The following is a 20,599-nucleotide window of genomic DNA, read 5'->3' on the forward strand; positions in this document are numbered from 1 at the left end:
GATGGCAACTATCAACCAGCTGGTGCGCAAGCCGCGCAAGCGCCTGGTAGACAAGAGTGGCGTTCCTGCCCTGCAGAACTGCCCTCAGCGTCGCGGCGTATGCACCCGCGTATACACCACCACCCCGAAGAAGCCGAACTCCGCACTGCGTAAAGTGTGCCGTGTTCGTCTGACCAACGGTTTCGAGGTTTCCTCGTACATCGGCGGTGAAGGCCACAACCTGCAGGAGCACAGCGTAGTGCTGATCCGTGGCGGTCGTGTAAAAGACCTTCCGGGTGTGCGTTACCACACCGTGCGCGGTTCGTTGGACACCTCCGGTGTCAAAGACCGTAAGCAGGGTCGTTCGAAGTACGGCGCGAAGCGTCCGAAGTAATTTTGTTTTCCTATTTGCTGAGTCGATAAGAGTAAGGTCGGGCATCAAGTCCCGGATTACCTGAAGACCGTTTGAGGGCTTATCAATGCCAAGACGTCGTGTAGCGGCCAAACGTGAGATCCTGGCCGATCCGAAATACGGAAGCCAGATTCTGGCGAAGTTCATGAACCACGTGATGGAAAGCGGCAAGAAAGCCGTTGCCGAGCGTATCGTTTACGGTGCTCTGGACAAGGTCAAAGAGCGCGGTAAAGGCGACCCCCTGGAAATCTTCGAAAAAGCACTCGACGCCATCGCTCCGCTGGTCGAAGTGAAGTCCCGCCGTGTCGGCGGTGCTACCTACCAGGTTCCGGTCGAAGTACGTCCGTCCCGTCGTAATGCACTGGCCATGCGCTGGCTGGTGGACTTCGCCCGCAAGCGTGGCGAGAAGTCCATGGCTCTGCGTCTCGCTGGCGAACTGATGGATGCCGCTGAAGGTAAAGGCGCCGCCGTCAAGAAGCGTGAAGACGTGCACCGTATGGCTGAAGCCAACAAAGCGTTCTCGCACTACCGCTTCTAATTACGGCATCAACACTTCTGCGAGGGCTTTATGGCTCGTAATACAGCAATCAACCGCTACCGGAACATTGGTATCTGTGCCCACGTTGACGCGGGCAAGACCACCACTACCGAGCGGATCCTGTTCTACACAGGTCTCAGCCACAAGATGGGTGAGGTGCACGACGGCGCTGCTACCACCGACTGGATGGTGCAGGAGCAGGAGCGTGGTATCACCATCACCTCCGCTGCGATCACGACCTTCTGGGAAGGTTCGCGCGGCCAGTACGACAAGTACCGCGTAAACGTCATCGACACCCCCGGCCACGTAGACTTCACCATTGAAGTTGAGCGCTCCCTGCGCGTACTGGACGGCGCCGTCGTTGTGTTCTGCGGCACCTCCGGCGTTGAGCCGCAGTCCGAAACCGTATGGCGTCAAGCCAACAAGTACGGCGTTCCGCGTATCGTTTACGTGAACAAGATGGACCGCGCCGGCGCCAACTTCCTGCGCGTCGTCGGTCAGATCAAGAACCGTCTGGGTCACACCCCGGTTCCGGTTCAGCTGGCCATCGGTGCAGAAGATGACTTCCAGGGTCAGGTTGACCTGCTGAAGATGAAGGCCATCTACTGGAACGAAGACGACAAAGGCACTTCCTATCGCGAGGAAGAAATTCCCGCCGATATGGTCGAGCTGGCCACCGAGTGGCGCAACAACATGGTCGAGGCTGCTGCCGAAGCCAACGAAGAGCTGATGAACAAGTACCTGGAAGAGGGTGAGCTGTCGATCGAAGAGATCAAGGCTGGCCTGCGTCTGCGTACCATCGCTTGCGAAATCGTACCGGCTGTCTGCGGCTCCTCCTTCAAGAACAAGGGCGTGCCCCTGGTTCTCGACGCCGTCATCGACTTCCTGCCTGCTCCGACCGAGATTCCGGCGATCCAGGGTATCCACCCGGATCACATTGACGACGGCGACGATGCTCCGAAAGACGAGCGTCCGGCTGACGACAATGCGCCGTTCTCGGCTCTGGCATTCAAGATCGCCACCGACCCGTTCGTAGGTACTCTGACCTTCGTTCGCGTCTACTCGGGCGTTCTGGAGTCCGGTAACTCGGTTATCAACTCCGTGAAAGGCAAGAAAGAGCGCGTTGGTCGTATGGTGCAGATGCACGCCAACCAGCGCGACGAGATCAAAGAAGTACGCGCTGGCGACATCGCTGCTCTGATCGGCATGAAGGACGTCACCACTGGTGACACCCTGTGCGATATCGAGAAGCCGATCATCCTCGAGCGTATGGACTTCCCGGAGCCTGTGATCTCGGTAGCTGTTGAGCCGAAGACCAAGGCTGACCAGGAGAAGATGGGCATCGCCCTCGGCAAGCTGGCTCAGGAAGACCCGTCGTTCCGCGTCAAGACCGACGAAGAAACCGGCCAGACCATCATCTCCGGTATGGGTGAGCTGCACCTGGACATTCTCGTCGACCGCATGAAGCGTGAATTCGGCGTTGAGGCGAACATCGGCAAGCCGCAGGTTTCGTACCGCGAAACCATCTCGAAGGACAACATCGAGATCGAAGGCAAGTTCGTTCGTCAGTCCGGTGGTCGTGGTCAGTTCGGTCACTGCTGGATTCGTTTCTCGACTCCGGACGTGGACGACAAGGGCAACATCACTGAAGGCCTGGTCTTCACCAACGAAGTCGTGGGCGGTGTGGTTCCGAAGGAATACATCCCGGCCATCCAGAAAGGCATCGAAGAGCAGATGAAGAACGGCGTTGTTGCCGGCTATCCGCTGATCGGCCTGAAGGCGACCGTCTTCGATGGTTCCTACCACGACGTCGACTCCAACGAGATGGCGTTCAAGATCGCTGCTTCCATGGCGACCAAGCAGCTGGCCCAGAAGGGCGGCGGCAAGGTTCTGGAGCCGATCATGAAGGTGGAAGTGGTGACTCCTGAGGACTACATGGGTGACGTGATGGGGGACCTGAACCGTCGTCGTGGTCTGATTCAGGGGATGGAAGACTCGGTTTCCGGTAAGGTTATCCGTGCCGAGGTTCCGCTGGGCGAGATGTTCGGTTATGCAACCGACGTGCGTTCCATGTCCCAGGGTCGCGCTAGCTACTCCATGGAATTCTCCAAGTATGCTGAAGCTCCGGCGAACGTCGTCGAAGCTCTGGCCAAAAAACAAGCTTGATTCAGCTCTTTTAGTAAGAGGTTACTCTCGTGGCTAAAGAAAAATTTGAACGTAACAAACCGCACGTCAACGTCGGCACCATCGGTCACGTTGACCACGGCAAAACCACTCTGACCGCTGCTCTGACCAAGGTCTGCTCCGAGACCTGGGGCGGTTCCGCTCGCGCTTTCGACCAGATCGACAACGCGCCGGAAGAGAAGGCTCGTGGTATCACCATCAACACCTCTCACGTTGAATACGACTCGCCGGTACGCCACTACGCTCACGTAGACTGCCCGGGCCACGCCGACTACGTGAAGAACATGATCACCGGTGCTGCCCAGATGGACGGCGCGATCCTGGTTTGCTCGGCTGCTGACGGCCCCATGCCGCAGACCCGCGAGCACATCCTGCTGTCCCGTCAGGTAGGCGTTCCTTACATTGTCGTGTTCCTGAACAAGGCCGACATGGTTGACGACGCCGAGCTGCTGGAACTGGTCGAAATGGAAGTTCGCGATCTGCTGAACACCTACGACTTCCCGGGCGACGACACTCCGATCGTGATCGGTTCCGCTCTGATGGCTCTGAACGGCCAGGACGACAACGAGATGGGCGTTTCCGCCGTGCGCAAGCTGGTAGAAACCCTGGACTCGTACATTCCTGAGCCCGAGCGCGCCATCGACAAGCCGTTCCTGATGCCGATCGAAGACGTATTCTCGATCTCCGGTCGTGGCACTGTGGTAACTGGCCGTGTTGAGCGTGGCATCGTCAAGATCCAGGAAGAAGTGGAAATCGTCGGTATCAAGGCGACCACCAAAACTACCTGCACCGGCGTTGAAATGTTCCGCAAGCTGCTCGACGAAGGTCGTGCTGGTGAGAACGTTGGCGTCCTGCTGCGTGGTACCAAGCGTGAAGACGTAGAGCGTGGCCAGGTTCTGGCCAAGCCGGGCACCATCAAGCCACACACCAAGTTCGAGTGCGAAGTGTACGTGCTGTCCAAGGAAGAAGGTGGTCGTCACACCCCGTTCTTCAAAGGCTACCGTCCGCAGTTCTACTTCCGTACCACCGACGTAACCGGCAACTGCGAACTGCCGGAAGGCGTTGAGATGGTAATGCCGGGCGACAACGTGAAAATGGTTGTTACCCTGATTGCTCCGATCGCCATGGAAGATGGCCTGCGCTTCGCGATTCGCGAAGGCGGCCGTACCGTTGGCGCCGGCGTGGTTGCCAAGATCATCGAGTAATCGCTGATCCGCTCCAGAAAAAGGGACCCTTCGGGGTCCCTTTTTCGTTGAGTTGGTTAAATATTGACACCCCCCAGGCGCATCCGTACAATTGCGCCTCCTTTTAACGGGCGGAGTCCGTCCGTTGGGAATGGCAACTTGGAGTCTGAGGTCAAATGCAAAATCAACAAATCCGTATTCGGTTGAAGGCTTTTGATCACCGCCTGATCGACCAATCTACCCAGGAAATCGTGGAAACCGCGAAACGTACTGGCGCTCAGGTGCGTGGTCCGATTCCTCTGCCGACCCGCAAGGAACGTTACACCGTGCTGATTTCCCCGCACGTCAACAAGGACGCTCGTGACCAGTACGAAATTCGTACCCACAAGCGTGTTCTCGACATCGTTCAGCCGACCGACAAAACCGTCGACGCGCTGATGAAGCTCGACCTTGCTGCTGGCGTCGAAGTACAGATCAGCCTCGGCTAATGCCTTCGGCATTGGTCGTGTAACGCTCTGAAATGGGCGGCCATAGCGGGTGAAAGCCCCGTACACTAAAGAGGTTCTAAAGATGACAATTGGTGTTGTCGGTCGTAAGTGCGGCATGACCCGCATCTTCACCGAAGATGGTGTCTCCATTCCGGTCACGGTCATTGAGGTCGAGCCGAATCGCGTCACCCAGTTCAAAAACGAAGAAAGCGATGGCTATCGCGCTGTGCAGGTAACTGCTGGCGAGCGCCGTGCTTCTCGCGTGACCAAGGCGCAAGCCGGTCACTTTGCCAAGGCGAATGTCGCTGCCGGTCGCGGCGTGTGGGAATTCCGTCTGGGCGAAGAGGAGTTCAAGGCAGGCGATTCCATCTCTGTCGATCTGTTCCAGGCAGGCCAGCTGGTAGACGTTACCGGCGAGTCCAAGGGTAAAGGCTTTGCCGGTACCATCAAGCGCTGGAACTTCCGTGGTCAAGATAACACCCACGGTAACTCCGTTTCCCACCGCGTCCCGGGTTCCATCGGCCAGTGCCAGACTCCTGGTCGAGTGTTCAAGGGCAAAAAAATGTCGGGCCACATGGGTGCTGAGCGCGTAACCGTTCAATCCCTTGAGGTCGTGCGTGTCGATGCAGAGCGCAATCTGCTGCTGGTCAAAGGTGCCGTTCCTGGCGCTACCGGTGGTGATGTGCTGGTGCGTCCGGCAGCCAAGGCTCGCGGTTAAGAGAGGAAGCTGAGATGCAACTGAATGTAAATGGCGCTCAGGCGATCGAGGTTTCCGAGCGTACTTTTGGTAGCGAATTCAACGAGACCCTGGTTCACCAGGCAGTCGTCGCCTACATGGCTGGCGGTCGTCAAGGCACCAAGGCTCAGAAGACTCGTTCCGAAGTCTCCGGTGGTGGCAAGAAGCCGTGGCGTCAGAAGGGCACTGGTCGTGCTCGTGCTGGCACCATCCGTAGCCCCATCTGGCGTGGCGGCGGCGCGACTTTCGCAGCCAAGCCCCAGGATCACTCCCAGAAGCTCAACAAGAAGATGTACCGCGCTGCTCTGCGCTCCATCCTCTCTGAGCTGGTTCGTCTGGATCGTCTGGTTGTCGTTGCCGACTTCGCTGTCGATGCACCGAAGACCAAAGGTCTGGTCAGCAAGCTGGAAGGCCTGGGCCTGAAAGATGTACTGATCGTCACCGAAGGCGTCGATGAGAACCTGTACCTGGCAGCTCGCAACCTGGCCCACGTCGATGTACGTGACGTCCAGGCTTCCGATCCGGTCAGCCTCATCGCCTACGACAAGGTGCTGGTCACCGTGTCCGCCGTGAAGAAGTTCGAGGAGCTGCTGGCATGAACCAGGAACGCGTATTCAAAGTGCTGCTGGGCCCGCATATCTCCGAGAAGGCCACTGGCCTGGCGGACGGCAACAGCCAATTCGTTTTCAAGGTTGCCACTGATGCAACCAAGCTGGAAATCAAGAAGGCCGTAGAAAGCCTGTTCGGCGTGAAAGTACGTCGCGTCACCACCCTGAACGTTCAGGGCAAGACCAAGCGTACCGTTCGCGGCCTGGGCAAGCGTAACGACTGGAAAAAAGCGTACATCGCTCTCCAGCCGGGCCAGGATCTCGATTTCGCAGCTGGCGCTGAGTAAAGGGGTGCATCATGGCAATCGTTAAATGCAAACCGACTTCCGCTGGTCGTCGTTTCGTCGTCAAGGTAGTGAACCAGGACCTGCACAAAGGTGCTCCGTTCGCTCCCCTGCTCGAGAAGAAGTCCAAGTCGGGCGGCCGTAACAACAACGGTCGTATCACCACCCGTCATATCGGTGGTGGCCACAAGCAGCACTATCGTCTGGTCGACTTCCGCCGCAACAAGGATGGCATCCCTGCCATCGTTGAACGCGTCGAATACGATCCGAACCGTACTGCTCACATCGCTCTGCTGAAATACGCGGACGGCGAGCGTCGTTACATCATCGCCCCCAAAGGCGTGGTGGCTGGCGATCAACTGATCTCCGGTATCGGCGCTCCGATCAAGGCCGGCAACAACATGCCGCTGCGCAACATTCCGGTGGGTAGCACCATCCACGGTATCGAACTGAAGCCTGGCAAAGGCGCTCAGATCGCTCGCTCCGCTGGCGCCTCGGCTCAGCTGGTTGCCCGTGAAGGTGCATACGTAACCGTACGTCTGCGTTCCGGTGAGATGCGTAAAGTCCTGGCTGACTGCCGTGCGACCCTGGGCGAAGTCTCGAACTCCGAGCACAGCCTGCGTTCGCTGGGTAAAGCCGGTGCCAAACGCTGGCGTGGCGTTCGCCCGACCGTTCGTGGTGTTGCCATGAACCCGGTCGACCACCCGCATGGTGGTGGTGAAGGTCGTACCTCTGCTGGTCGTCATCCGGTATCGCCGTGGGGTCTTCAGACCAAGGGTAAGAAGACTCGCGCGAACAAGCGTACCGACAACATGATCGTCCGTCGCCGCAAGTAAATAGAGGGATACGACAGTGCCACGTTCTCTGAAAAAAGGTCCTTTTATCGATCTTCACCTGCTGAAGAAGATCGAAGTGGCGGTAGAAAAGAACGACCGCAAGCCGATCAAGACCTGGTCGCGCCGTTCTATGATCATGCCGCACATGGTTGGTCTGACCATCGCTGTCCACAACGGCCGTCAACACGTGCCGGTTCTGGTCAACGAAGACATGGTCGGTCACAAACTCGGCGAGTTCGCTGCTACCCGCACTTATCGTGGGCACGCTGCGGACAAGAAAGCCAAGCGTTAAGGGGTAAGGAAGATGGAAGTAGCCGCTAAGCTCTCGGGCGCTCGTATCTCCGCCCAGAAAGCCCGCTTGGTCGCCGACCAGATCCGCGGGAAGAAGGTGGGCGACGCGCTCAACCTCCTGGCTTTCAGCAACAAGAAAGCCGCCGAGATCATGAAGAAAGTGCTGGAGTCGGCCGTGGCCAACGCCGAGCACAACGAAGGCGCCGATGTAGACGATCTCAAAGTCTCCACTGTCTTCGTCAACGAAGGTCGTTCGCTCAAGCGCATCATGCCGCGTGCCAAAGGCCGTGCTGATCGCATCGTCAAGCGGTCTTGCCATATCACTGTCAAGGTTGCGGACAAGTAACGGAGTCGATCAGATGGGTCAGAAAGTACATCCCAATGGCATCCGCCTGGGTATCGTCAAGGAGCACACCTCCGTTTGGTACGCAGATAAGCGCACTTACGCCGATTATCTGTTCGCCGACCTGAAGGTACGTGAGTATCTCCAAGACAAACTAAAAAGCGCGTCCGTAAGCCGTATCGATATCCATCGCCCGGCTCAAACCGCACGCATCACCATCCACACCGCTCGTCCCGGCATCGTGATCGGCAAGAAAGGTGAAGATGTTGAGAAGCTGCGTCAGGACCTGACCAAGCAAATGGGTGTGCCTGTGCACATCAACATCGAAGAGATCCGCAAGCCGGAACTCGACGGTATGCTGGTTGCGCAAAGCGTAGCTCAGCAGCTGGAGCGTCGCGTTATGTTCCGTCGCGCCATGAAGCGCGCTGTACAGAACGCCATGCGCATTGGTGCCAAAGGCATCAAGATCCAGGTAAGCGGTCGTCTGGGCGGCGCTGAAATCGCTCGTACCGAGTGGTATCGCGAAGGTCGTGTGCCCCTGCACACCCTGCGTGCCGACATCGACTATGCAACCTACGAAGCGCACACCACCTACGGTGTGATCGGTGTGAAGGTTTGGATCTTCAAAGGCGAGGTCATTGGTGGCCGCCAGGAAGAGCTGAAGCCCCAAGCGCCCGCTCCTCGTAAAAAAGCTGCTAAGTAAGGAGTACGCAAATGCTGCAACCCAAGCGTACGAAGTTCCGCAAGCAAATGACCGGTCACAACCGTGGCCTGGCTCATCGCGGTTCTAAAGTCAGCTTCGGCGAGTTCGCCCTCAAGGCAACCAGCCGTGGCCGTCTCACCGCGCGTCAGATCGAGTCCGCACGTCGTGCGCTGACCCGTCACGTAAAACGTGGCGGCAAGATCTGGATCCGCGTATTCCCCGACAAGCCTGTTACCAAGAAGCCCCTGGAAGTACGTATGGGTAAAGGTAAGGGCGGCGTCGAGTACTGGGTAGCCCAGATTCAACCGGGCAAGGTCCTGTACGAGATCGAGGGTGTATCCGAAGAGCTGGCGCGTGAGGCATTCGCCCTGGCTGCTGCAAAGCTGCCGCTCGCCACCTCCTTTGTTAAGCGGACGGTGATGTGATGAAAGCGAATGAACTTCGTGAAAAATCCGTTGAGCAGCTGAACGAGCAACTGCTCGGCCTGCTGCGCGACCAGTTCAATCTGCGCATGCAGAAAGCAACTGGCCAGTTGGGGCAGTCTCACCTGCTCTCGCAGGTTAAGCGCGATATCGCTCGCGTGAAAACTGTGCTCAACCAGCAAGCAGGTAAGTAATCATGGCTGAAGCTCAGAAAACCGTCCGTACGCTGACTGGCCGCGTCGTCAGCGACAAGATGGACAAGACCGTTACCGTTCTGATCGAGCGTCGCGTCAAGCACCCGATCTACGGCAAATACGTGAAGCGTTCGACCAAACTGCACGCCCACGACGAAACCAATCAGTGCCGCATTGGTGACCTGGTCACCATTCGCGAAACTCGTCCGCTGGCCAAAACCAAGGCCTGGACCCTGGTTGATGTCGTCGAGCGCGCGGTTGAAGTCTAAGGGTCGGAGATAGAAGATGATTCAGACTCAATCCATGCTCGAAGTCGCTGATAACAGCGGCGCGCGTCGCGTAATGTGCATCAAGGTACTCGGCGGTTCGCACCGCCGTTACGCCGGCATTGGCGACATCATCAAGGTCACCGTCAAGGAAGCAATTCCGCGTGGCAAGGTGAAGAAGGGCCAGGTAATGACTGCCGTGGTCGTTCGCACCAAGCACGGCGTACGTCGTACCGACGGTTCCATCATTCGCTTCGACGGCAACGCCGCCGTCCTGCTGAATAACAAGCAGGAGCCGATCGGCACCCGTATCTTCGGGCCGGTGACTCGTGAACTTCGTACTGAGAAGTTCATGAAGATCGTCTCCCTTGCCCCTGAAGTGCTGTAAGGAGTAGCCGTCATGCAAAAAATTCGTCGTGACGACGAAGTCATCGTCATTGCCGGCAAGGACAAGGGCAAGCGTGGCAAGGTGATCAAGGTTCTGGCTGACGACCGTCTGGTCGTTGGCGGTGTGAACCTGGTCAAGCGCCACACCAAGCCCAACCCCATGCTCAACCAGCAAGGCGGGATCGTCGAGAAGGAGGCGCCTCTGCACGTCTCCAACGTCGCCATCTTCAACGCTGAAACCAACAAGGCTGACCGCGTTGGTTTCAAAGTCGAAGACGGTAAGAAGATTCGTGTCTTCAAGTCGACCCAGAAACCGGTTCAGGCTTGAGGGAGCTAGGTAGATCACCATGGCACGATTGAAAGAAATTTATCGGAAGGAAATCGCTCCCAAGCTGAAGCAAGAGCTTCAGCTGGCGAACGTGATGGAAGTTCCGCGCGTTACCAAAATCACCCTGAACATGGGTCTTGGCGAAGCTGTCGGCGACAAGAAAGTCATCGAGAGCGCCGTAGCTGATCTGGAAAAGATCGCGGGTCAGAAGCCGGTTGTGACTTACGCTCGTAAGTCCATCGCTGGCTTCAAGATTCGTGAAGGCTGGCCGATCGGCGTGAAAGTCACCCTGCGTGGCGATCGCATGTACGAGTTCCTGGACCGTCTGCTGTCGATCTCCCTGCCGCGCGTTCGTGACTTCCGCGGTCTGAATGCCAAGTCCTTCGACGGCCGTGGCAACTACAGCATGGGCGTCAAAGAGCAGATCATCTTCCCGGAAATCGATTACGACAAGATCGATGCCCTCCGCGGTATGGATATCACTCTGACCACTACCGCGCGTTCGGATGATGAAGGTCGTGCCCTGCTGCGCGCCTTCAAATTCCCGTTCCGCAACTGATTGGAGTAGGACCATGGCTAAAGAGAGCATGAAGAACCGTGAGCTGAAGCGTCAGCGCACGGTAGCCAAGTACGCCAAAAAGCGTGCCGAGCTGAAAGCGATCATCGTTAATCCGAGCACCACTGCGGAAGATCGTTGGAATGCCCAGGTCGCCCTGCAGAAGCAACCGCGTGACGCGAGCGCCAGCCGCCTGCGCAACCGTTGCCGTCTGACCGGTCGTCCGCACGGTTACTACCGCAAGTTCGGCCTGAGCCGTAACAAGCTGCGTGAAGCGGCAATGCGCGGTGACGTACCGGGCCTGGTGAAAGCCAGCTGGTAAGTGCTAGACGGAGTCGGCAACGGCTCCGTTGATCGCTTTGCGAAGCAAGCCCCCTCGTGGGGCTTGATTCGTTTTTGAGCGATCTCTAGAATACCCGGCTCCCCCGAGCCCGGGTTTAGATCGTCCGGCGTTTTGAGGGCGAGTTATGAAGTTGAAGGCTTATCTTTTGTATCAGGAGCATTAAGCCCATGAGTATGCAGGACCCGTTAGCAGACATGCTAACTCGCATCCGTAATGCCCAGATGGCTGAGAAGACCGTCGTGAGCATGCCGTCTTCCAAGCTGAAAGCGGCAGTCGCCAAAGTCCTCAAGGACGAAGGTTACATTGCGGATTTCCAAGTCACCGCCGAGGCCAAGCCTCTGCTGTCGATCGAGCTGAAGTACTTCGAAGGCAAGCCTGTCATCGAGGAAGTGAAGCGAATCAGCCGTCCTGGCCTGCGCCAGTACAAATCCGTAGACCAGCTGCCGAAAGTTCGCGGCGGCCTGGGCGTTTCGATCGTCTCCACCAACAAAGGTGTGATGACTGACCGTGCTGCCCGTGCCGCTGGCGTCGGTGGCGAAGTGCTCTGCACTGTGTTCTAAGGGGAATCAGCATGTCTCGCGTTGCTAAGAACCCCGTCATTCTGCCTGCCGGCGTTGAAATCAAGCTGGCTGGTCAGGAACTTTCGATCAAGGGCGCCAAAGGTGCTCTGGAGCTGAAAGTACATCCGTCCGTCGAAGTCATTCAGGACAACGGTGAGCTGCGTTTCGCTGCGCGTAACGGCGACCAGCAGACCCGTGCCATGGCCGGTACCACCCGCGCTCTGGTCAACAACATGGTGATCGGCGTCAGCCAAGGCTTCGAGCGCAAGCTCCAGCTGGTTGGTGTTGGTTACAAAGCGCAGGCCAAAGGCCAAGTGCTGTCCCTGGCTCTCGGCTTCTCCCACCCGGTTGATTACGAACTGCCTGCCGGCATCGTCGCGGAAACCCCCAGCCAGACCGACATCCTGATCAAGGGTATCGACAAGCAGCTGGTTGGCCAGGTTGCCGCGGAAATCCGCGACTTCCGTCCGCCGGAGCCGTACAAAGGCAAGGGCGTGCGTTACGCCGACGAAGTCGTCCTTCGTAAAGAAGCCAAGAAGAAGTAGGGCATAGCAAATGAGCGTCAAGAAAGAAACCCGTCTGCGCCGCGCTCGCAAGGCTCGCCTGAAGATGCGCGAACTGGAAGCCGTACGCCTCTGCGTGTACCGCTCCTCCCAGCACATCTACGCCCAGGTCATTGCAGCCGACGGCGGCAAGGTCCTGGCCAGCGCCTCGACCCTGGACAAGGAACTGCGCGAAGCTGCCACCGGCAACGTCGACGCAGCCAAGAAAGTTGGTCAACTGGTCGCGGAACGCGCCAAGGCTGCCGGCGTCACTCAGGTGGCGTTCGACCGTTCTGGCTTCAAGTACCACGGTCGTATCAAGGCCCTGGCTGATGCCGCTCGTGAAGGCGGTCTGGAGTTCTAAGTTATGGCAAACAACGATCAAAAGCGCGACGAAGGCTACATCGAGAAGCTGGTTCAAGTGAACCGCGTCGCCAAAACCGTAAAAGGTGGCCGTATCTTCGCCTTCACCGCGCTGACCGTGGTTGGCGATGGCAAGGGCCGTGTTGGCTTCGGTCGTGGCAAGGCGCGTGAAGTGCCGGCCGCTATCCAGAAGGCAATGGAAGCTGCTCGCCGCAACATGATCCAGGTTGATCTGAACGGCACCACCCTGCAGTACCCGACCAAGTCCGCCCATGGCGCCTCCAAGGTGTACATGCAGCCGGCTTCCGAAGGTACCGGCATCATCGCCGGCGGCGCCATGCGCGCTGTCCTGGAAGTTGCTGGTGTGCAGAACGTTCTGGCGAAGTGCTACGGCTCCACCAATCCGGTGAACGTGGTCTACGCAACCTTCAAGGGCCTGAAGAACATGCAGTCCCCTGAGTCGGTAGCGGCCAAGCGTGGCAAGAGCGTCGAGGAGATTCTCTAACCATGGCAACTGTCAAAGTTACCCTGATCAAGAGCCTGAACGGCCGTCTGGCCAATCACAAGGCTTGCGTCAAAGGCCTCGGCCTGCGTCGCATTAATCACACCGTCGAAGTTCAGGACACTCCTGAAAACCGCGGCATGATTAACAAGGCTTACTACCTGCTGCGTGTGGAGGGTTAATCCATGCAACTGAACGATCTGCGTTCCGCGCCGGGTGCCCGTCGCGAAAAGCACCGTCCGGGCCGTGGCATCGGTAGCGGTCTGGGCAAGACCGGTGGCCGTGGTCACAAAGGTCAAACCTCCCGCTCCGGTGGCTCCATCGCTCCGGGCTTCGAGGGTGGTCAGCAACCGCTGCACCGTCGTCTGCCGAAATTCGGCTTCAACTCGCTGAAAGCCATGGATCGCGCAGAAGTGCGCACTTCCGAACTGGCCAAGGTCGAGGGTGATGTCGTTACCGTGCAGTCCCTGAAGGATGCCAACGTGATTAACCAGAACGTACAGCGTGTGAAAGTCATGCTGTCGGGCGACGTTACTCGCGCGGTCACTCTGAAAGGCATCGGCGCCACCAAGGGCGCTCGTGCGGCTATCGAAGCAGCTGGCGGCAAAATCGAGGACTAAATGGCTAAGCAAGGTGCTCTCTCTGCGCTGAGCAACGGTGGTGGTTTGTCCGAGCTCTGGGCACGTCTGCGTTTCCTGTTCCTGGCGATCATCGTCTATCGGATCGGCGCGCACATCCCAGTCCCGGGCATCAACCCCGATCGCTTGGCGGCACTGTTCCGGCAGAACGAGGGGACCATTCTTAGCCTCTTCAACATGTTTTCCGGCGGCGCGCTGGAGCGCATGAGTATTTTTGCACTGGGGATCATGCCGTACATCTCGGCATCGATCATCATGCAGCTCATGACCGCTATCAGCCCGCAGCTGGAGCAGTTGAAGAAAGAGGGTGAGTCTGGGCGTCGCAAGATCAGCCAGTACACCCGCTACGCGACTCTCGTCCTGGCACTTGTCCAGGCCATTGGCATGTCCATTGGTCTGGGTAGCCAGGGCGTGGCCTTCTCCAACGACTTCGGCTTCTACTTCGTGTCGGTCACCACCTTCGTGGCGGGTGCACTCTTCATGATGTGGCTGGGTGAGCAGATCACCGAGCGGGGTGTCGGCAACGGCATCTCCATGTTGATCTTCTCCGGTATCGTCGCAGGCCTGCCCCGAGCAATCGGTCAGTCCTTCGAGTCCGCGCGTCAAGGTGACATCAACATCTTCGCCCTGATCGCCATCGGCCTGCTGGCCGTGGCCATCATCGCGTTCGTGGTGTTCATCGAGCGTGGTCAGCGTCGTATCGCCGTGCATTACGCCAAGCGCCAGCAAGGTCGCAAGGTGTTTGCCGCCCAGACCAGCCATTTGCCGCTGAAAGTGAACATGGCAGGTGTAATCCCTGCGATTTTCGCCAGCAGCATCCTGCTGTTCCCGGCATCCCTGGGTGCTTGGTTCGGTCAGTCGGAAGGCCTGGGTTGGCTGCAGGACGTCGCGCAAGCGATCGCGCCTGGTCAGCCGCTGAACATTCTGCTGTTTAGTGCAGGGATCGTCTTCTTCTGCTTCTTCTACACAGCGTTGATGTTCAACCCGAAGGACGTGGCGGAAAACCTCAAGAAGTCCGGTGCATTTATTCCGGGTATTCGTCCGGGTGAACAGTCTGCTCGCTACATCGATGGCGTGCTGACCCGTTTGACCATGTTCGGTGCCCTGTACATGACGGCTGTGTGCCTGCTGCCCCAGTTCCTGGTCGTAGCTGCCCACGTTCCGTTCTACCTTGGCGGGACCTCGTTGCTGATCGTGGTCGTGGTTGTGATGGACTTTATGGCCCAAGTACAATCGCACCTCGTTTCTCACCAGTACGAATCCCTCATGAAGAAAGCCAACCTGAAGGGCTATGGCAGCGGTCTGCTGCGCTGACCCGTAAGGTTCGAGGAGTCACTGATGAAAGTTCGTGCATCGGTTAAGAAGCTGTGCCGCAACTGCAAGATCGTCCGTCGCGAAGGCGTCGTTCGTGTCATCTGCAGCGCGGAGCCGCGTCACAAACAGCGCCAAGGCTGAGTGTGATTCACGCGTGATAGCCCGGCAGCTAGTGTGCTGCCGGGTTGATTATTTGTTTTTACAGCGCTAATATCCGCGCCCTTTCTTGGCTCCCTGGGCGCCGGGTAGCTGTCAATTGGAGTTTTTCTGAATGGCCCGTATTGCAGGCGTAAACATTCCGGATAACAAGCACACTGTTATCTCGCTGACCTACATCTATGGTGTTGGTCGCACTACCGCACAGAGCATCTGTGCAGCCACCGGCATCAGCCCGGCTGTAAAGATCAAAGAGCTGAGCGAAGAGCAGATCGATTCGCTGCGTACCGAAGTGGCCAAGCTGACCACTGAAGGTGACCTGCGTCGCGAAATCAACATGAATATCAAGCGTCTGATGGACCTCGGTTGCTACCGCGGTCTGCGTCATCGTCGTGGTCTGCCGGTTCGCGGTCAGCGTACCAAGACCAACGCGCGCACCCGTAAGGGCCCGCGTAAGCCGATCCGCAAGTAATCGCTTAGGAATATAGTCATGGCAAAACCTGCTGCTCGTCCTCGCAAGAAAGTCAAAAAGACGGTGGTTGATGGGATCGCGCATATCCACGCGTCCTTCAACAACACCATCGTTACCATCACTGATCGTCAGGGCAACGCCCTGTCCTGGGCCACTTCCGGTGGTTCGGGCTTCCGTGGCTCGCGTAAGAGCACTCCGTTCGCTGCCCAGGTAGCGGCCGAGCGTGCCGGCCAGGCTGCTCTGGAATACGGTCTGAAGAACCTTGACGTCAACGTCAAAGGCCCGGGCCCGGGTCGCGAGTCGGCTGTTCGTGCGCTGAATGCCTGCGGTTACAAGATCGCCAGCATCACCGACGTAACCCCGATCCCGCATAACGGCTGCCGTCCGCCGAAAAAGCGTCGCGTGTAATAGGAGACAGTGAGAAATGGCTCGTTACATTGGTCCCAAGTGCAAACTGTCCCGCCGCGAAGGCACTGATCTCTTCCTGAAGAGCGGCGTTCGTGCCCTCGACTCGAAGTGCAAGGCAGAACAAGTTCCCGGCCAGCATGGCCAGCGTCGTGGTCGTCTGTCCGACTACGGTCTGCAGCTGCGCGAGAAACAAAAAGTTCGCCGCATCTACGGCGTTCTGGAACGTCAATTCCGTGGCTACTATCAGGAAGCGTCCCGCCGCAAGGGCTCCACGGGTGAAAACCTGCTGCAGCTGCTTGAGTGCCGTCTGGACAACGTCGTCTACCGTATGGGCTTCGGTTCCACTCGTTCCGAATCCCGTCAGCTGGTGTCCCACAAGACCATCAGCGTCAACGGTCAGACCGTAAACGTGCCGTCCTACCAGGTCAAAGCCGGTGATGTCGTTGCTGTTCGCGAGAAATCGAAGAACCAGCTGCGTATCGCCCAAGCTCTGGACCTGTGCGCCCAGCGCGGTCGCGTTGAGTGGGTCGACGTGGACACCGACAAGAAAGCTGGCACCTTCAAAAGTGTCCCGGCTCGTGCCGATCTGTCCGCCGACATCAACGAAAACCTGATTGTCGAGCTCTACTCCAAGTAAGGGCTAGAAAATAGGTGCATCCATGCAGAGTTCGGTAAATGAGTTCCTGACCCCCCGCCACATCGATGTGCAGGTGGTCAGCCAAACCCGCGCCAAGATCACTCTCGAGCCTCTCGAGCGTGGTTTCGGCCATACCCTGGGCAACGCGCTGCGTCGCATCCTGTTGTCCTCCATGCCTGGCTGTGCGGTAGTCGAGGCCGAGATCGACGGCGTACTCCACGAGTACTCCGCCATCGAAGGTGTGCAGGAAGATGTCATCGAGATCCTGCTCAACCTGAAAGGCCTGGCCATCAAGCTGCACGGCCGTGACGAAGTGACGCTGACCCTGGCGAAAAAGGGCTCGGGTGTGGTGACCGCTGCCGATATTCAGCTGGATCATGATGTCGAGATCGTCAACGGTGACCATGTTATCGCCCACCTGGCTGATAACGGCGCGCTGAACATGAAGCTGAAAGTCGCTCGTGGCCGTGGCTACGAGCCGGCTGATGCCCGCACGAGCGATGAAGACGAAAGCCGCAGCATTGGCCGTCTTCAGCTTGATGCCTCGTTCAGCCCCGTACGTCGTGTTGCCTACGTGGTCGAGAACGCCCGTGTCGAACAGCGTACCAACCTGGACAAGCTGGTCCTCGATCTGGAAACCAACGGCACCCTGGACCCTGAAGAGGCTATCCGTCGCGCCGCTACCATTCTGCAACAGCAGCTGGCAGCGTTCGTGGACCTCAAAGGCGACAGCGAGCCCGTCGTTGAAGAGCAGGAAGACGAGATCGATCCGATCCTGCTGCGTCCGGTCGATGACCTTGAGCTGACCGTCCGTTCGGCCAACTGCCTGAAGGCAGAGAACATCTACTACATCGGTGACCTGATTCAGCGCACCGAAGTAGAGCTGCTCAAAACGCCGAACCTGGGCAAGAAGTCCCTGACCGAAATCAAGGACGTTCTGGCCTCTCGCGGTCTGTCCCTCGGTATGCGCCTCGATAACTGGCCGCCGGCAAGTCTCAAGAAAGACGACAAGGCTACTGCCTGATCGTCGTAGCTACCGAACGTAAAGTTTGGAAAGGAATTGAACCATGCGCCATCGTAAAAGTGGTCGTCACCTGAGCCGCACCAGCGCGCACCGCAAGGCTATGTTCCAGAACATGGCTGTGTCGCTCTTCGAACACGAACTGATCAAAACCACCCTGCCCAAGGCCAAGGAACTGCGTCGCGTTGCCGAGCCGCTGATCACCCTGGCTAAAGTGGATAGCGTTGCCAACCGTCGTCTCGCTTTCGACCGTACCCGTTCGAAGGAAGCCGTAGGCAAGCTGTTCAACGAACTGGGCAAGCGCTACGCCAACCGTCCGGGCGGCTACCTGCGCATCCTGAAGTGCGGCTTCCGCGCCGGCGACAATGCCCCCATGGCATACGTCGAACTGATTGACCGCGCTGTTGGCGGCCAAGCAGTAGAAGCTGCAGAGTAAGGTTTACGCCTTATAAGAAACCGGGCCTTGTGCCCGGTTTTTTATCGCCTGGAGAAAAGTTTTTATCTATTGATAGGCTCGAATCAATAAATTGGCTTATCAAGTCCCTTGTCACCGATCCTTAACGCCGTCGACTTCTACTGCTTGCTGAGCTGGATCAACAGCCGCAATGCCGTTGGAGGCGCTTAATTGTCCGATTGGGATGTCGGGCCGAGCCTTCTGCCTCCGCAGTCGGCCGGCATACAGGCACCCCGCCGTTGAGGAGAGTAACGATGAGTGACAACACCCGTCTGACGACTGCAGCTGGAGCTCCGGTCGCCGATAATCAGAATGTCCAGACCGCCGGCCCGCGGGGCCCGATGCTGCTGCAGGACGTCTGGTTCCTGGAGAAACTGGCGCACTTCGACCGCGAAGTGATCCCTGAGCGTCGGATGCATGCCAAGGGCTCGGCGGCCTACGGTACCTTCACCGTCACCCAGGACATCACCCGCTATACCCGCGCCAAGCTGTTCTCCCAGGTCGGCAAGCAGACTCCCCTGTTCCTGCGCTTCTCCACCGTGGCCGGCGAGCGTGGCGCAGCAGACGCCGAGCGCGATATCCGTGGCTTCGCCCTGAAGTTCTACACCGAGGAAGGCAACTGGGACCTGGTCGGCAACAACACCCCGGTCTTCTACTTCCGCGATCCGCTGAAATTCCCTGACCTGAACCACGTGGTGAAGCGCGATCCGCGCACCAACCTGCGCAACGCCACGCTGAAATGGGACTTCTTCTCGCACCTGCCCGAAGCCCTGCACCAGTTGACCATCGACTTCAGCGACCGTGGCCTGCCGCGCAGCTACCGTCACGTCCATGGCTTTGGTAGCCACACGTTCAGCTTTATCAATGCCAGCAACGAGCGCTTCTGGGTCAAGTTCCACTTCAAGACCCAGCAGGGCATCGAGAACCTGAGCAATGAGGAAGCGGCGAAACTGGTCGGGGCCGACCGCGAGAGCTCCCAGCGCGACCTGTATGACGCCATCGAGCGCGGCGACTTCCCGCGCTGGAAGATGTACGTACAGGTGATGCCGGAGAAGGAAGCGGCGACCTACCGCTACAACCCGTTCGACCTGACCAAGGTCTGGCCGCACGGCGACTACCCGCTGATAGAGGTGGGTTACTTCGAGCTCAATCGCAACCCGGCGAACTACTTCGCCGAGGTCGAGCAGTCGGCATTCTCTCCGGCAAATATCGTTCCCGGCATCGGTTTCTCGCCGGACAAGATGCTCCAGGGTCGTCTGTTCTCCTACGGCGATGCACACCGCTATCGCCTGGGCGTGAACCACCACCAGATCCCGGTGAACGCTGCGCGTAACAACCCGCGCATCTATCACCGCGACGGCGCCATGCGGGTGGACGGCAATAACGGTGACATGACCGTCACCTACGAGCCGAACAGCTTCAGCCAATGGCAGGAACAACCGGATTACTCCGAGCCGCCGCTGACCCTGGAAGGTAGCGCCGACCACTGGAACCACCGTGTGGACGACGATTACTACAGTCAGCCGGCCGCACTGTTCCGTCTGTTTGACGAAGCACAGCGGCAGCGCCTGTACGAGAACATTGCCGGGGACATGGCAGGCGTACCGGAAGCGATCCAGCGTCGTCAGCTCGCGCTGTTCTTCAATATCGACCCGGCCTACGGCGAAGGCGTCGCCAAGGCGCTGGGCCTGAAGCTCGACTAAGCTGAAACCGTTCTACCAGCCGCCCTCTTCGGAGGGCGGTTGCGTTTGTGGGGCATCGCGGACTTGACCCCGGTCATGGCCAGTCGCGACCATAGCGCCGTTTAATTCGCTGTCACGTCCCAGGGAGAAGGCTGATGCAAGGCCACGCCGAGGTTATCGATTATCTCAACACGCTGCTGACCGGTGAGCTGGCCGCTCGCGACCAGTACTTCATCCACTCGCGCATGTATGAGGATTGGGGCTTCACCAAGCTCTACGAGCGTCTCAACCACGAGATGGAAGAGGAAACTCAGCACGCCGATGCGTTGCTGCGCCGCATCCTCCTGCTCGAAGGCACCCCGCGCATGCGCCCGGACGACATTCACCCGGGCAAGACCGTGCCGGAAATGCTGGAAGCCGACCTGAAGCTGGAGCGCCATGTGCGCGCCGCGCTGGCCAAGGGCATTGCGCTGTGCGAGAAGCACAAGGACTTCGTCACCCGCGATATCCTGCGCGTACAGCTGACTGATACCGAGGAAGACCACGCCTATTGGCTGGAGCAGCAACTCGGCCTGATCGCCAAGATGGGTCTGGAGAATTACCTGCAGTCGCAGATCTGATCCATAGCTTCGCTTCATTAAAAGCCCTTGGCGCCCAGTCTCCGGGGGGTTTCTTTTGTAGGGGCGAGCTTGCTCGCGAACAGAGTTACCCAATAACTCAGGTGTGGGGCGGTTCGTGGGCGTCCCCCTCGGTCCGACGAAGAGCACA

General features: G+C 58.4%; 34 protein-coding genes. All 34 read left to right on the forward strand.

Going from position 1 to position 20,599, the window contains the following annotated elements; all coding sequences use genetic code 11:
* Nucleotide 1 precedes the first annotated feature (1 nt).
* Entirely contained in the window at nucleotides 2-373 is a 372-nt protein-coding gene (gene rpsL, locus RS899_RS30245) for a 30S ribosomal protein S12 (RefSeq protein ID WP_015475317.1), read from the forward strand.
* Between the two features lie 85 nt (nucleotides 374-458).
* The gene (gene rpsG, locus RS899_RS30250; RefSeq protein ID WP_054910989.1) at nucleotides 459-929 is read left to right on the forward strand and encodes a 30S ribosomal protein S7; all 471 of its coding nucleotides are present in this window, start codon (nucleotides 459-461) and stop codon (nucleotides 927-929) included.
* Between the two features lie 30 nt (nucleotides 930-959).
* Nucleotides 960-3,095: an elongation factor G gene (fusA, locus tag RS899_RS30255; RefSeq protein ID WP_192435059.1), complete on the forward strand. Its 2,136-nt coding sequence runs from the start codon at nucleotides 960-962 to the stop codon at nucleotides 3,093-3,095.
* 29 nt (nucleotides 3,096-3,124) lie between these two features.
* A complete protein-coding gene (tuf, locus tag RS899_RS30260; protein ID WP_054910987.1) occupies nucleotides 3,125-4,318 on the forward strand; it encodes an elongation factor Tu in 1,194 nt (397 codons plus the stop codon).
* A gap of 155 nt (nucleotides 4,319-4,473) precedes the next feature.
* Nucleotides 4,474-4,785 (forward strand): 30S ribosomal protein S10, encoded by a 312-nt coding sequence (rpsJ, locus tag RS899_RS30265; protein WP_003243886.1) that lies wholly within the window; start codon nucleotides 4,474-4,476, stop codon nucleotides 4,783-4,785.
* Between the two features lie 82 nt (nucleotides 4,786-4,867).
* The gene (gene rplC / locus RS899_RS30270; protein ID WP_024767389.1) at nucleotides 4,868-5,503 is read left to right on the forward strand and encodes a 50S ribosomal protein L3; all 636 of its coding nucleotides are present in this window, start codon (nucleotides 4,868-4,870) and stop codon (nucleotides 5,501-5,503) included.
* Between the two features lie 14 nt (nucleotides 5,504-5,517).
* The gene (gene rplD / locus RS899_RS30275; protein WP_017521904.1) at nucleotides 5,518-6,120 is read left to right on the forward strand and encodes a 50S ribosomal protein L4; all 603 of its coding nucleotides are present in this window, start codon (nucleotides 5,518-5,520) and stop codon (nucleotides 6,118-6,120) included.
* On the forward strand, nucleotides 6,117-6,416 hold the full coding sequence (gene rplW / locus RS899_RS30280; RefSeq protein WP_015475322.1) for a 50S ribosomal protein L23: 300 nt from the start codon (nucleotides 6,117-6,119) through the stop codon (nucleotides 6,414-6,416). The genes rplD and rplW overlap by 4 nt, the downstream gene beginning before the upstream one ends.
* A gap of 11 nt (nucleotides 6,417-6,427) precedes the next feature.
* The gene (gene rplB, locus RS899_RS30285; RefSeq protein ID WP_024767388.1) at nucleotides 6,428-7,249 is read left to right on the forward strand and encodes a 50S ribosomal protein L2; all 822 of its coding nucleotides are present in this window, start codon (nucleotides 6,428-6,430) and stop codon (nucleotides 7,247-7,249) included.
* A 16-nt stretch (nucleotides 7,250-7,265) separates the two neighbouring features.
* A complete protein-coding gene (gene rpsS / locus RS899_RS30290) occupies nucleotides 7,266-7,541 on the forward strand; it encodes a 30S ribosomal protein S19 (protein WP_017521902.1) in 276 nt (91 codons plus the stop codon).
* A gap of 12 nt (nucleotides 7,542-7,553) precedes the next feature.
* A complete protein-coding gene (gene rplV, locus RS899_RS30295; RefSeq protein WP_015475325.1) occupies nucleotides 7,554-7,886 on the forward strand; it encodes a 50S ribosomal protein L22 in 333 nt (110 codons plus the stop codon).
* A gap of 13 nt (nucleotides 7,887-7,899) precedes the next feature.
* Nucleotides 7,900-8,586 (forward strand): 30S ribosomal protein S3, encoded by a 687-nt coding sequence (gene rpsC, locus RS899_RS30300; protein WP_024767387.1) that lies wholly within the window; start codon nucleotides 7,900-7,902, stop codon nucleotides 8,584-8,586.
* An 11-nt stretch (nucleotides 8,587-8,597) separates the two neighbouring features.
* Entirely contained in the window at nucleotides 8,598-9,011 is a 414-nt protein-coding gene (gene rplP, locus RS899_RS30305) for a 50S ribosomal protein L16 (protein ID WP_009617163.1), read from the forward strand.
* Nucleotides 9,011-9,202, forward strand: coding sequence for a 50S ribosomal protein L29 (rpmC, locus tag RS899_RS30310; RefSeq protein ID WP_003093720.1), 192 nt, complete (start codon nucleotides 9,011-9,013; stop codon nucleotides 9,200-9,202). Before rplP ends, rpmC begins: the two co-directional genes overlap by 1 nt.
* A gap of 2 nt (nucleotides 9,203-9,204) precedes the next feature.
* The gene (rpsQ, locus tag RS899_RS30315; RefSeq protein ID WP_024767386.1) at nucleotides 9,205-9,471 is read left to right on the forward strand and encodes a 30S ribosomal protein S17; all 267 of its coding nucleotides are present in this window, start codon (nucleotides 9,205-9,207) and stop codon (nucleotides 9,469-9,471) included.
* Between the two features lie 16 nt (nucleotides 9,472-9,487).
* Nucleotides 9,488-9,856 (forward strand): 50S ribosomal protein L14, encoded by a 369-nt coding sequence (rplN, locus tag RS899_RS30320; protein WP_017521901.1) that lies wholly within the window; start codon nucleotides 9,488-9,490, stop codon nucleotides 9,854-9,856.
* A gap of 12 nt (nucleotides 9,857-9,868) precedes the next feature.
* Complete coding sequence (rplX, locus tag RS899_RS30325; RefSeq protein ID WP_045215317.1) at nucleotides 9,869-10,183, forward strand: 50S ribosomal protein L24; 315 nt, start codon at nucleotides 9,869-9,871, stop codon at nucleotides 10,181-10,183.
* 19 nt (nucleotides 10,184-10,202) lie between these two features.
* Nucleotides 10,203-10,742, forward strand: coding sequence for a 50S ribosomal protein L5 (rplE, locus tag RS899_RS30330; RefSeq protein WP_017521899.1), 540 nt, complete (start codon nucleotides 10,203-10,205; stop codon nucleotides 10,740-10,742).
* 13 nt (nucleotides 10,743-10,755) lie between these two features.
* Nucleotides 10,756-11,061 carry a 30S ribosomal protein S14 gene (gene rpsN / locus RS899_RS30335; protein ID WP_024767384.1) on the forward strand — a complete coding sequence of 102 codons (306 nt, stop codon included), beginning with the start codon at nucleotides 10,756-10,758 and terminating at the stop codon, nucleotides 11,059-11,061.
* Between the two features lie 188 nt (nucleotides 11,062-11,249).
* Entirely contained in the window at nucleotides 11,250-11,642 is a 393-nt protein-coding gene (rpsH, locus tag RS899_RS30340) for a 30S ribosomal protein S8 (RefSeq protein WP_015475331.1), read from the forward strand.
* 11 nt (nucleotides 11,643-11,653) lie between these two features.
* On the forward strand, nucleotides 11,654-12,187 hold the full coding sequence (gene rplF, locus RS899_RS30345) for a 50S ribosomal protein L6 (protein ID WP_015475332.1): 534 nt from the start codon (nucleotides 11,654-11,656) through the stop codon (nucleotides 12,185-12,187).
* A gap of 10 nt (nucleotides 12,188-12,197) precedes the next feature.
* On the forward strand, nucleotides 12,198-12,548 hold the full coding sequence (gene rplR / locus RS899_RS30350) for a 50S ribosomal protein L18 (RefSeq protein ID WP_017521897.1): 351 nt from the start codon (nucleotides 12,198-12,200) through the stop codon (nucleotides 12,546-12,548).
* 3 nt (nucleotides 12,549-12,551) lie between these two features.
* A complete protein-coding gene (gene rpsE, locus RS899_RS30355) occupies nucleotides 12,552-13,052 on the forward strand; it encodes a 30S ribosomal protein S5 (RefSeq protein WP_009617173.1) in 501 nt (166 codons plus the stop codon).
* Between the two features lie 2 nt (nucleotides 13,053-13,054).
* Nucleotides 13,055-13,231 carry a 50S ribosomal protein L30 gene (gene rpmD, locus RS899_RS30360; RefSeq protein WP_009617174.1) on the forward strand — a complete coding sequence of 59 codons (177 nt, stop codon included), beginning with the start codon at nucleotides 13,055-13,057 and terminating at the stop codon, nucleotides 13,229-13,231.
* A 3-nt stretch (nucleotides 13,232-13,234) separates the two neighbouring features.
* Complete coding sequence (gene rplO / locus RS899_RS30365) at nucleotides 13,235-13,669, forward strand: 50S ribosomal protein L15 (RefSeq protein WP_045215310.1); 435 nt, start codon at nucleotides 13,235-13,237, stop codon at nucleotides 13,667-13,669.
* The gene (secY, locus tag RS899_RS30370; protein WP_024767080.1) at nucleotides 13,670-15,001 is read left to right on the forward strand and encodes a preprotein translocase subunit SecY; all 1,332 of its coding nucleotides are present in this window, start codon (nucleotides 13,670-13,672) and stop codon (nucleotides 14,999-15,001) included. It abuts the gene before it with no gap.
* 24 nt (nucleotides 15,002-15,025) lie between these two features.
* Nucleotides 15,026-15,142, forward strand: coding sequence for a 50S ribosomal protein L36 (rpmJ, locus tag RS899_RS30375; protein WP_014854209.1), 117 nt, complete (start codon nucleotides 15,026-15,028; stop codon nucleotides 15,140-15,142).
* Between the two features lie 130 nt (nucleotides 15,143-15,272).
* The gene (gene rpsM, locus RS899_RS30380) at nucleotides 15,273-15,629 is read left to right on the forward strand and encodes a 30S ribosomal protein S13 (protein ID WP_024767079.1); all 357 of its coding nucleotides are present in this window, start codon (nucleotides 15,273-15,275) and stop codon (nucleotides 15,627-15,629) included.
* A gap of 18 nt (nucleotides 15,630-15,647) precedes the next feature.
* Complete coding sequence (rpsK, locus tag RS899_RS30385) at nucleotides 15,648-16,037, forward strand: 30S ribosomal protein S11 (RefSeq protein ID WP_003093689.1); 390 nt, start codon at nucleotides 15,648-15,650, stop codon at nucleotides 16,035-16,037.
* Between the two features lie 16 nt (nucleotides 16,038-16,053).
* Nucleotides 16,054-16,674, forward strand: a complete 621-nt coding sequence (gene rpsD / locus RS899_RS30390; protein ID WP_054906702.1) for a 30S ribosomal protein S4 — start codon at nucleotides 16,054-16,056, stop codon at nucleotides 16,672-16,674.
* Between the two features lie 22 nt (nucleotides 16,675-16,696).
* The gene (locus RS899_RS30395) at nucleotides 16,697-17,698 is read left to right on the forward strand and encodes a DNA-directed RNA polymerase subunit alpha (protein WP_024767078.1); all 1,002 of its coding nucleotides are present in this window, start codon (nucleotides 16,697-16,699) and stop codon (nucleotides 17,696-17,698) included.
* Between the two features lie 43 nt (nucleotides 17,699-17,741).
* Nucleotides 17,742-18,131, forward strand: coding sequence for a 50S ribosomal protein L17 (rplQ, locus tag RS899_RS30400; RefSeq protein WP_015475338.1), 390 nt, complete (start codon nucleotides 17,742-17,744; stop codon nucleotides 18,129-18,131).
* A 272-nt stretch (nucleotides 18,132-18,403) separates the two neighbouring features.
* On the forward strand, nucleotides 18,404-19,852 hold the full coding sequence (gene katA, locus RS899_RS30405) for a catalase KatA (protein ID WP_315808744.1): 1,449 nt from the start codon (nucleotides 18,404-18,406) through the stop codon (nucleotides 19,850-19,852).
* Nucleotides 19,853-19,986: 134 nt separating this feature from the next.
* Nucleotides 19,987-20,451, forward strand: coding sequence for a bacterioferritin (bfr, locus tag RS899_RS30410; protein WP_233299876.1), 465 nt, complete (start codon nucleotides 19,987-19,989; stop codon nucleotides 20,449-20,451).
* Nucleotides 20,452-20,599 lie beyond the last annotated feature (148 nt).

Source organism: Pseudomonas sp. C9-3 (genome assembly GCF_032392015.1).
Classification (GTDB): domain Bacteria; phylum Pseudomonadota; class Gammaproteobacteria; order Pseudomonadales; family Pseudomonadaceae; genus Pseudomonas; species Pseudomonas nitroreducens.

Excerpts from the sequence above, each read along its gene's own strand:
- rplP (WP_009617163.1), top strand. The coding sequence starts at position 8,598 with ATGCTGCAACCCAAGCGTACGAAGTTCCGCAAGCAAATGACCGGTCAC.
- rplF (WP_015475332.1), top strand. The coding sequence starts at position 11,654 with ATGTCTCGCGTTGCTAAGAACCCCGTCATTCTGCCTGCCGGCGTTGAA.
- katA (WP_315808744.1), top strand. The coding sequence starts at position 18,404 with ATGAGTGACAACACCCGTCTGACGACTGCAGCTGGAGCTCCGGTCGCC.
- rpmD (WP_009617174.1), top strand. The coding sequence starts at position 13,055 with ATGGCAACTGTCAAAGTTACCCTGATCAAGAGCCTGAACGGCCGTCTG.
- rpsE (WP_009617173.1), top strand. The coding sequence starts at position 12,552 with ATGGCAAACAACGATCAAAAGCGCGACGAAGGCTACATCGAGAAGCTG.
- rplQ (WP_015475338.1), top strand. The coding sequence starts at position 17,742 with ATGCGCCATCGTAAAAGTGGTCGTCACCTGAGCCGCACCAGCGCGCAC.
- rpsQ (WP_024767386.1), top strand. The coding sequence starts at position 9,205 with ATGGCTGAAGCTCAGAAAACCGTCCGTACGCTGACTGGCCGCGTCGTC.
- rpsM (WP_024767079.1), top strand. The coding sequence starts at position 15,273 with ATGGCCCGTATTGCAGGCGTAAACATTCCGGATAACAAGCACACTGTT.
- rplD (WP_017521904.1), top strand. The coding sequence starts at position 5,518 with ATGCAACTGAATGTAAATGGCGCTCAGGCGATCGAGGTTTCCGAGCGT.
- RS899_RS30395 (WP_024767078.1), top strand. The coding sequence starts at position 16,697 with ATGCAGAGTTCGGTAAATGAGTTCCTGACCCCCCGCCACATCGATGTG.
- rpmC (WP_003093720.1), top strand. The coding sequence starts at position 9,011 with ATGAAAGCGAATGAACTTCGTGAAAAATCCGTTGAGCAGCTGAACGAG.
- rplW (WP_015475322.1), top strand. The coding sequence starts at position 6,117 with ATGAACCAGGAACGCGTATTCAAAGTGCTGCTGGGCCCGCATATCTCC.
- rplO (WP_045215310.1), top strand. The coding sequence starts at position 13,235 with ATGCAACTGAACGATCTGCGTTCCGCGCCGGGTGCCCGTCGCGAAAAG.
- rplR (WP_017521897.1), top strand. The coding sequence starts at position 12,198 with ATGAGCGTCAAGAAAGAAACCCGTCTGCGCCGCGCTCGCAAGGCTCGC.
- rpsG (WP_054910989.1), top strand. The coding sequence starts at position 459 with ATGCCAAGACGTCGTGTAGCGGCCAAACGTGAGATCCTGGCCGATCCG.
- rplE (WP_017521899.1), top strand. The coding sequence starts at position 10,203 with ATGGCACGATTGAAAGAAATTTATCGGAAGGAAATCGCTCCCAAGCTG.
- rpsD (WP_054906702.1), top strand. The coding sequence starts at position 16,054 with ATGGCTCGTTACATTGGTCCCAAGTGCAAACTGTCCCGCCGCGAAGGC.
- rplC (WP_024767389.1), top strand. The coding sequence starts at position 4,868 with ATGACAATTGGTGTTGTCGGTCGTAAGTGCGGCATGACCCGCATCTTC.
- rpsL (WP_015475317.1), top strand. The coding sequence starts at position 2 with ATGGCAACTATCAACCAGCTGGTGCGCAAGCCGCGCAAGCGCCTGGTA.
- secY (WP_024767080.1), top strand. The coding sequence starts at position 13,670 with ATGGCTAAGCAAGGTGCTCTCTCTGCGCTGAGCAACGGTGGTGGTTTG.
- rpsJ (WP_003243886.1), top strand. The coding sequence starts at position 4,474 with ATGCAAAATCAACAAATCCGTATTCGGTTGAAGGCTTTTGATCACCGC.
- rpsN (WP_024767384.1), top strand. The coding sequence starts at position 10,756 with ATGGCTAAAGAGAGCATGAAGAACCGTGAGCTGAAGCGTCAGCGCACG.
- rplN (WP_017521901.1), top strand. The coding sequence starts at position 9,488 with ATGATTCAGACTCAATCCATGCTCGAAGTCGCTGATAACAGCGGCGCG.
- rpsH (WP_015475331.1), top strand. The coding sequence starts at position 11,250 with ATGAGTATGCAGGACCCGTTAGCAGACATGCTAACTCGCATCCGTAAT.
- rpsC (WP_024767387.1), top strand. The coding sequence starts at position 7,900 with ATGGGTCAGAAAGTACATCCCAATGGCATCCGCCTGGGTATCGTCAAG.
- bfr (WP_233299876.1), top strand. The coding sequence starts at position 19,987 with ATGCAAGGCCACGCCGAGGTTATCGATTATCTCAACACGCTGCTGACC.
- rplX (WP_045215317.1), top strand. The coding sequence starts at position 9,869 with ATGCAAAAAATTCGTCGTGACGACGAAGTCATCGTCATTGCCGGCAAG.
- rpsK (WP_003093689.1), top strand. The coding sequence starts at position 15,648 with ATGGCAAAACCTGCTGCTCGTCCTCGCAAGAAAGTCAAAAAGACGGTG.
- rplV (WP_015475325.1), top strand. The coding sequence starts at position 7,554 with ATGGAAGTAGCCGCTAAGCTCTCGGGCGCTCGTATCTCCGCCCAGAAA.
- rplB (WP_024767388.1), top strand. The coding sequence starts at position 6,428 with ATGGCAATCGTTAAATGCAAACCGACTTCCGCTGGTCGTCGTTTCGTC.
- fusA (WP_192435059.1), top strand. The coding sequence starts at position 960 with ATGGCTCGTAATACAGCAATCAACCGCTACCGGAACATTGGTATCTGT.
- rpmJ (WP_014854209.1), top strand. The coding sequence starts at position 15,026 with ATGAAAGTTCGTGCATCGGTTAAGAAGCTGTGCCGCAACTGCAAGATC.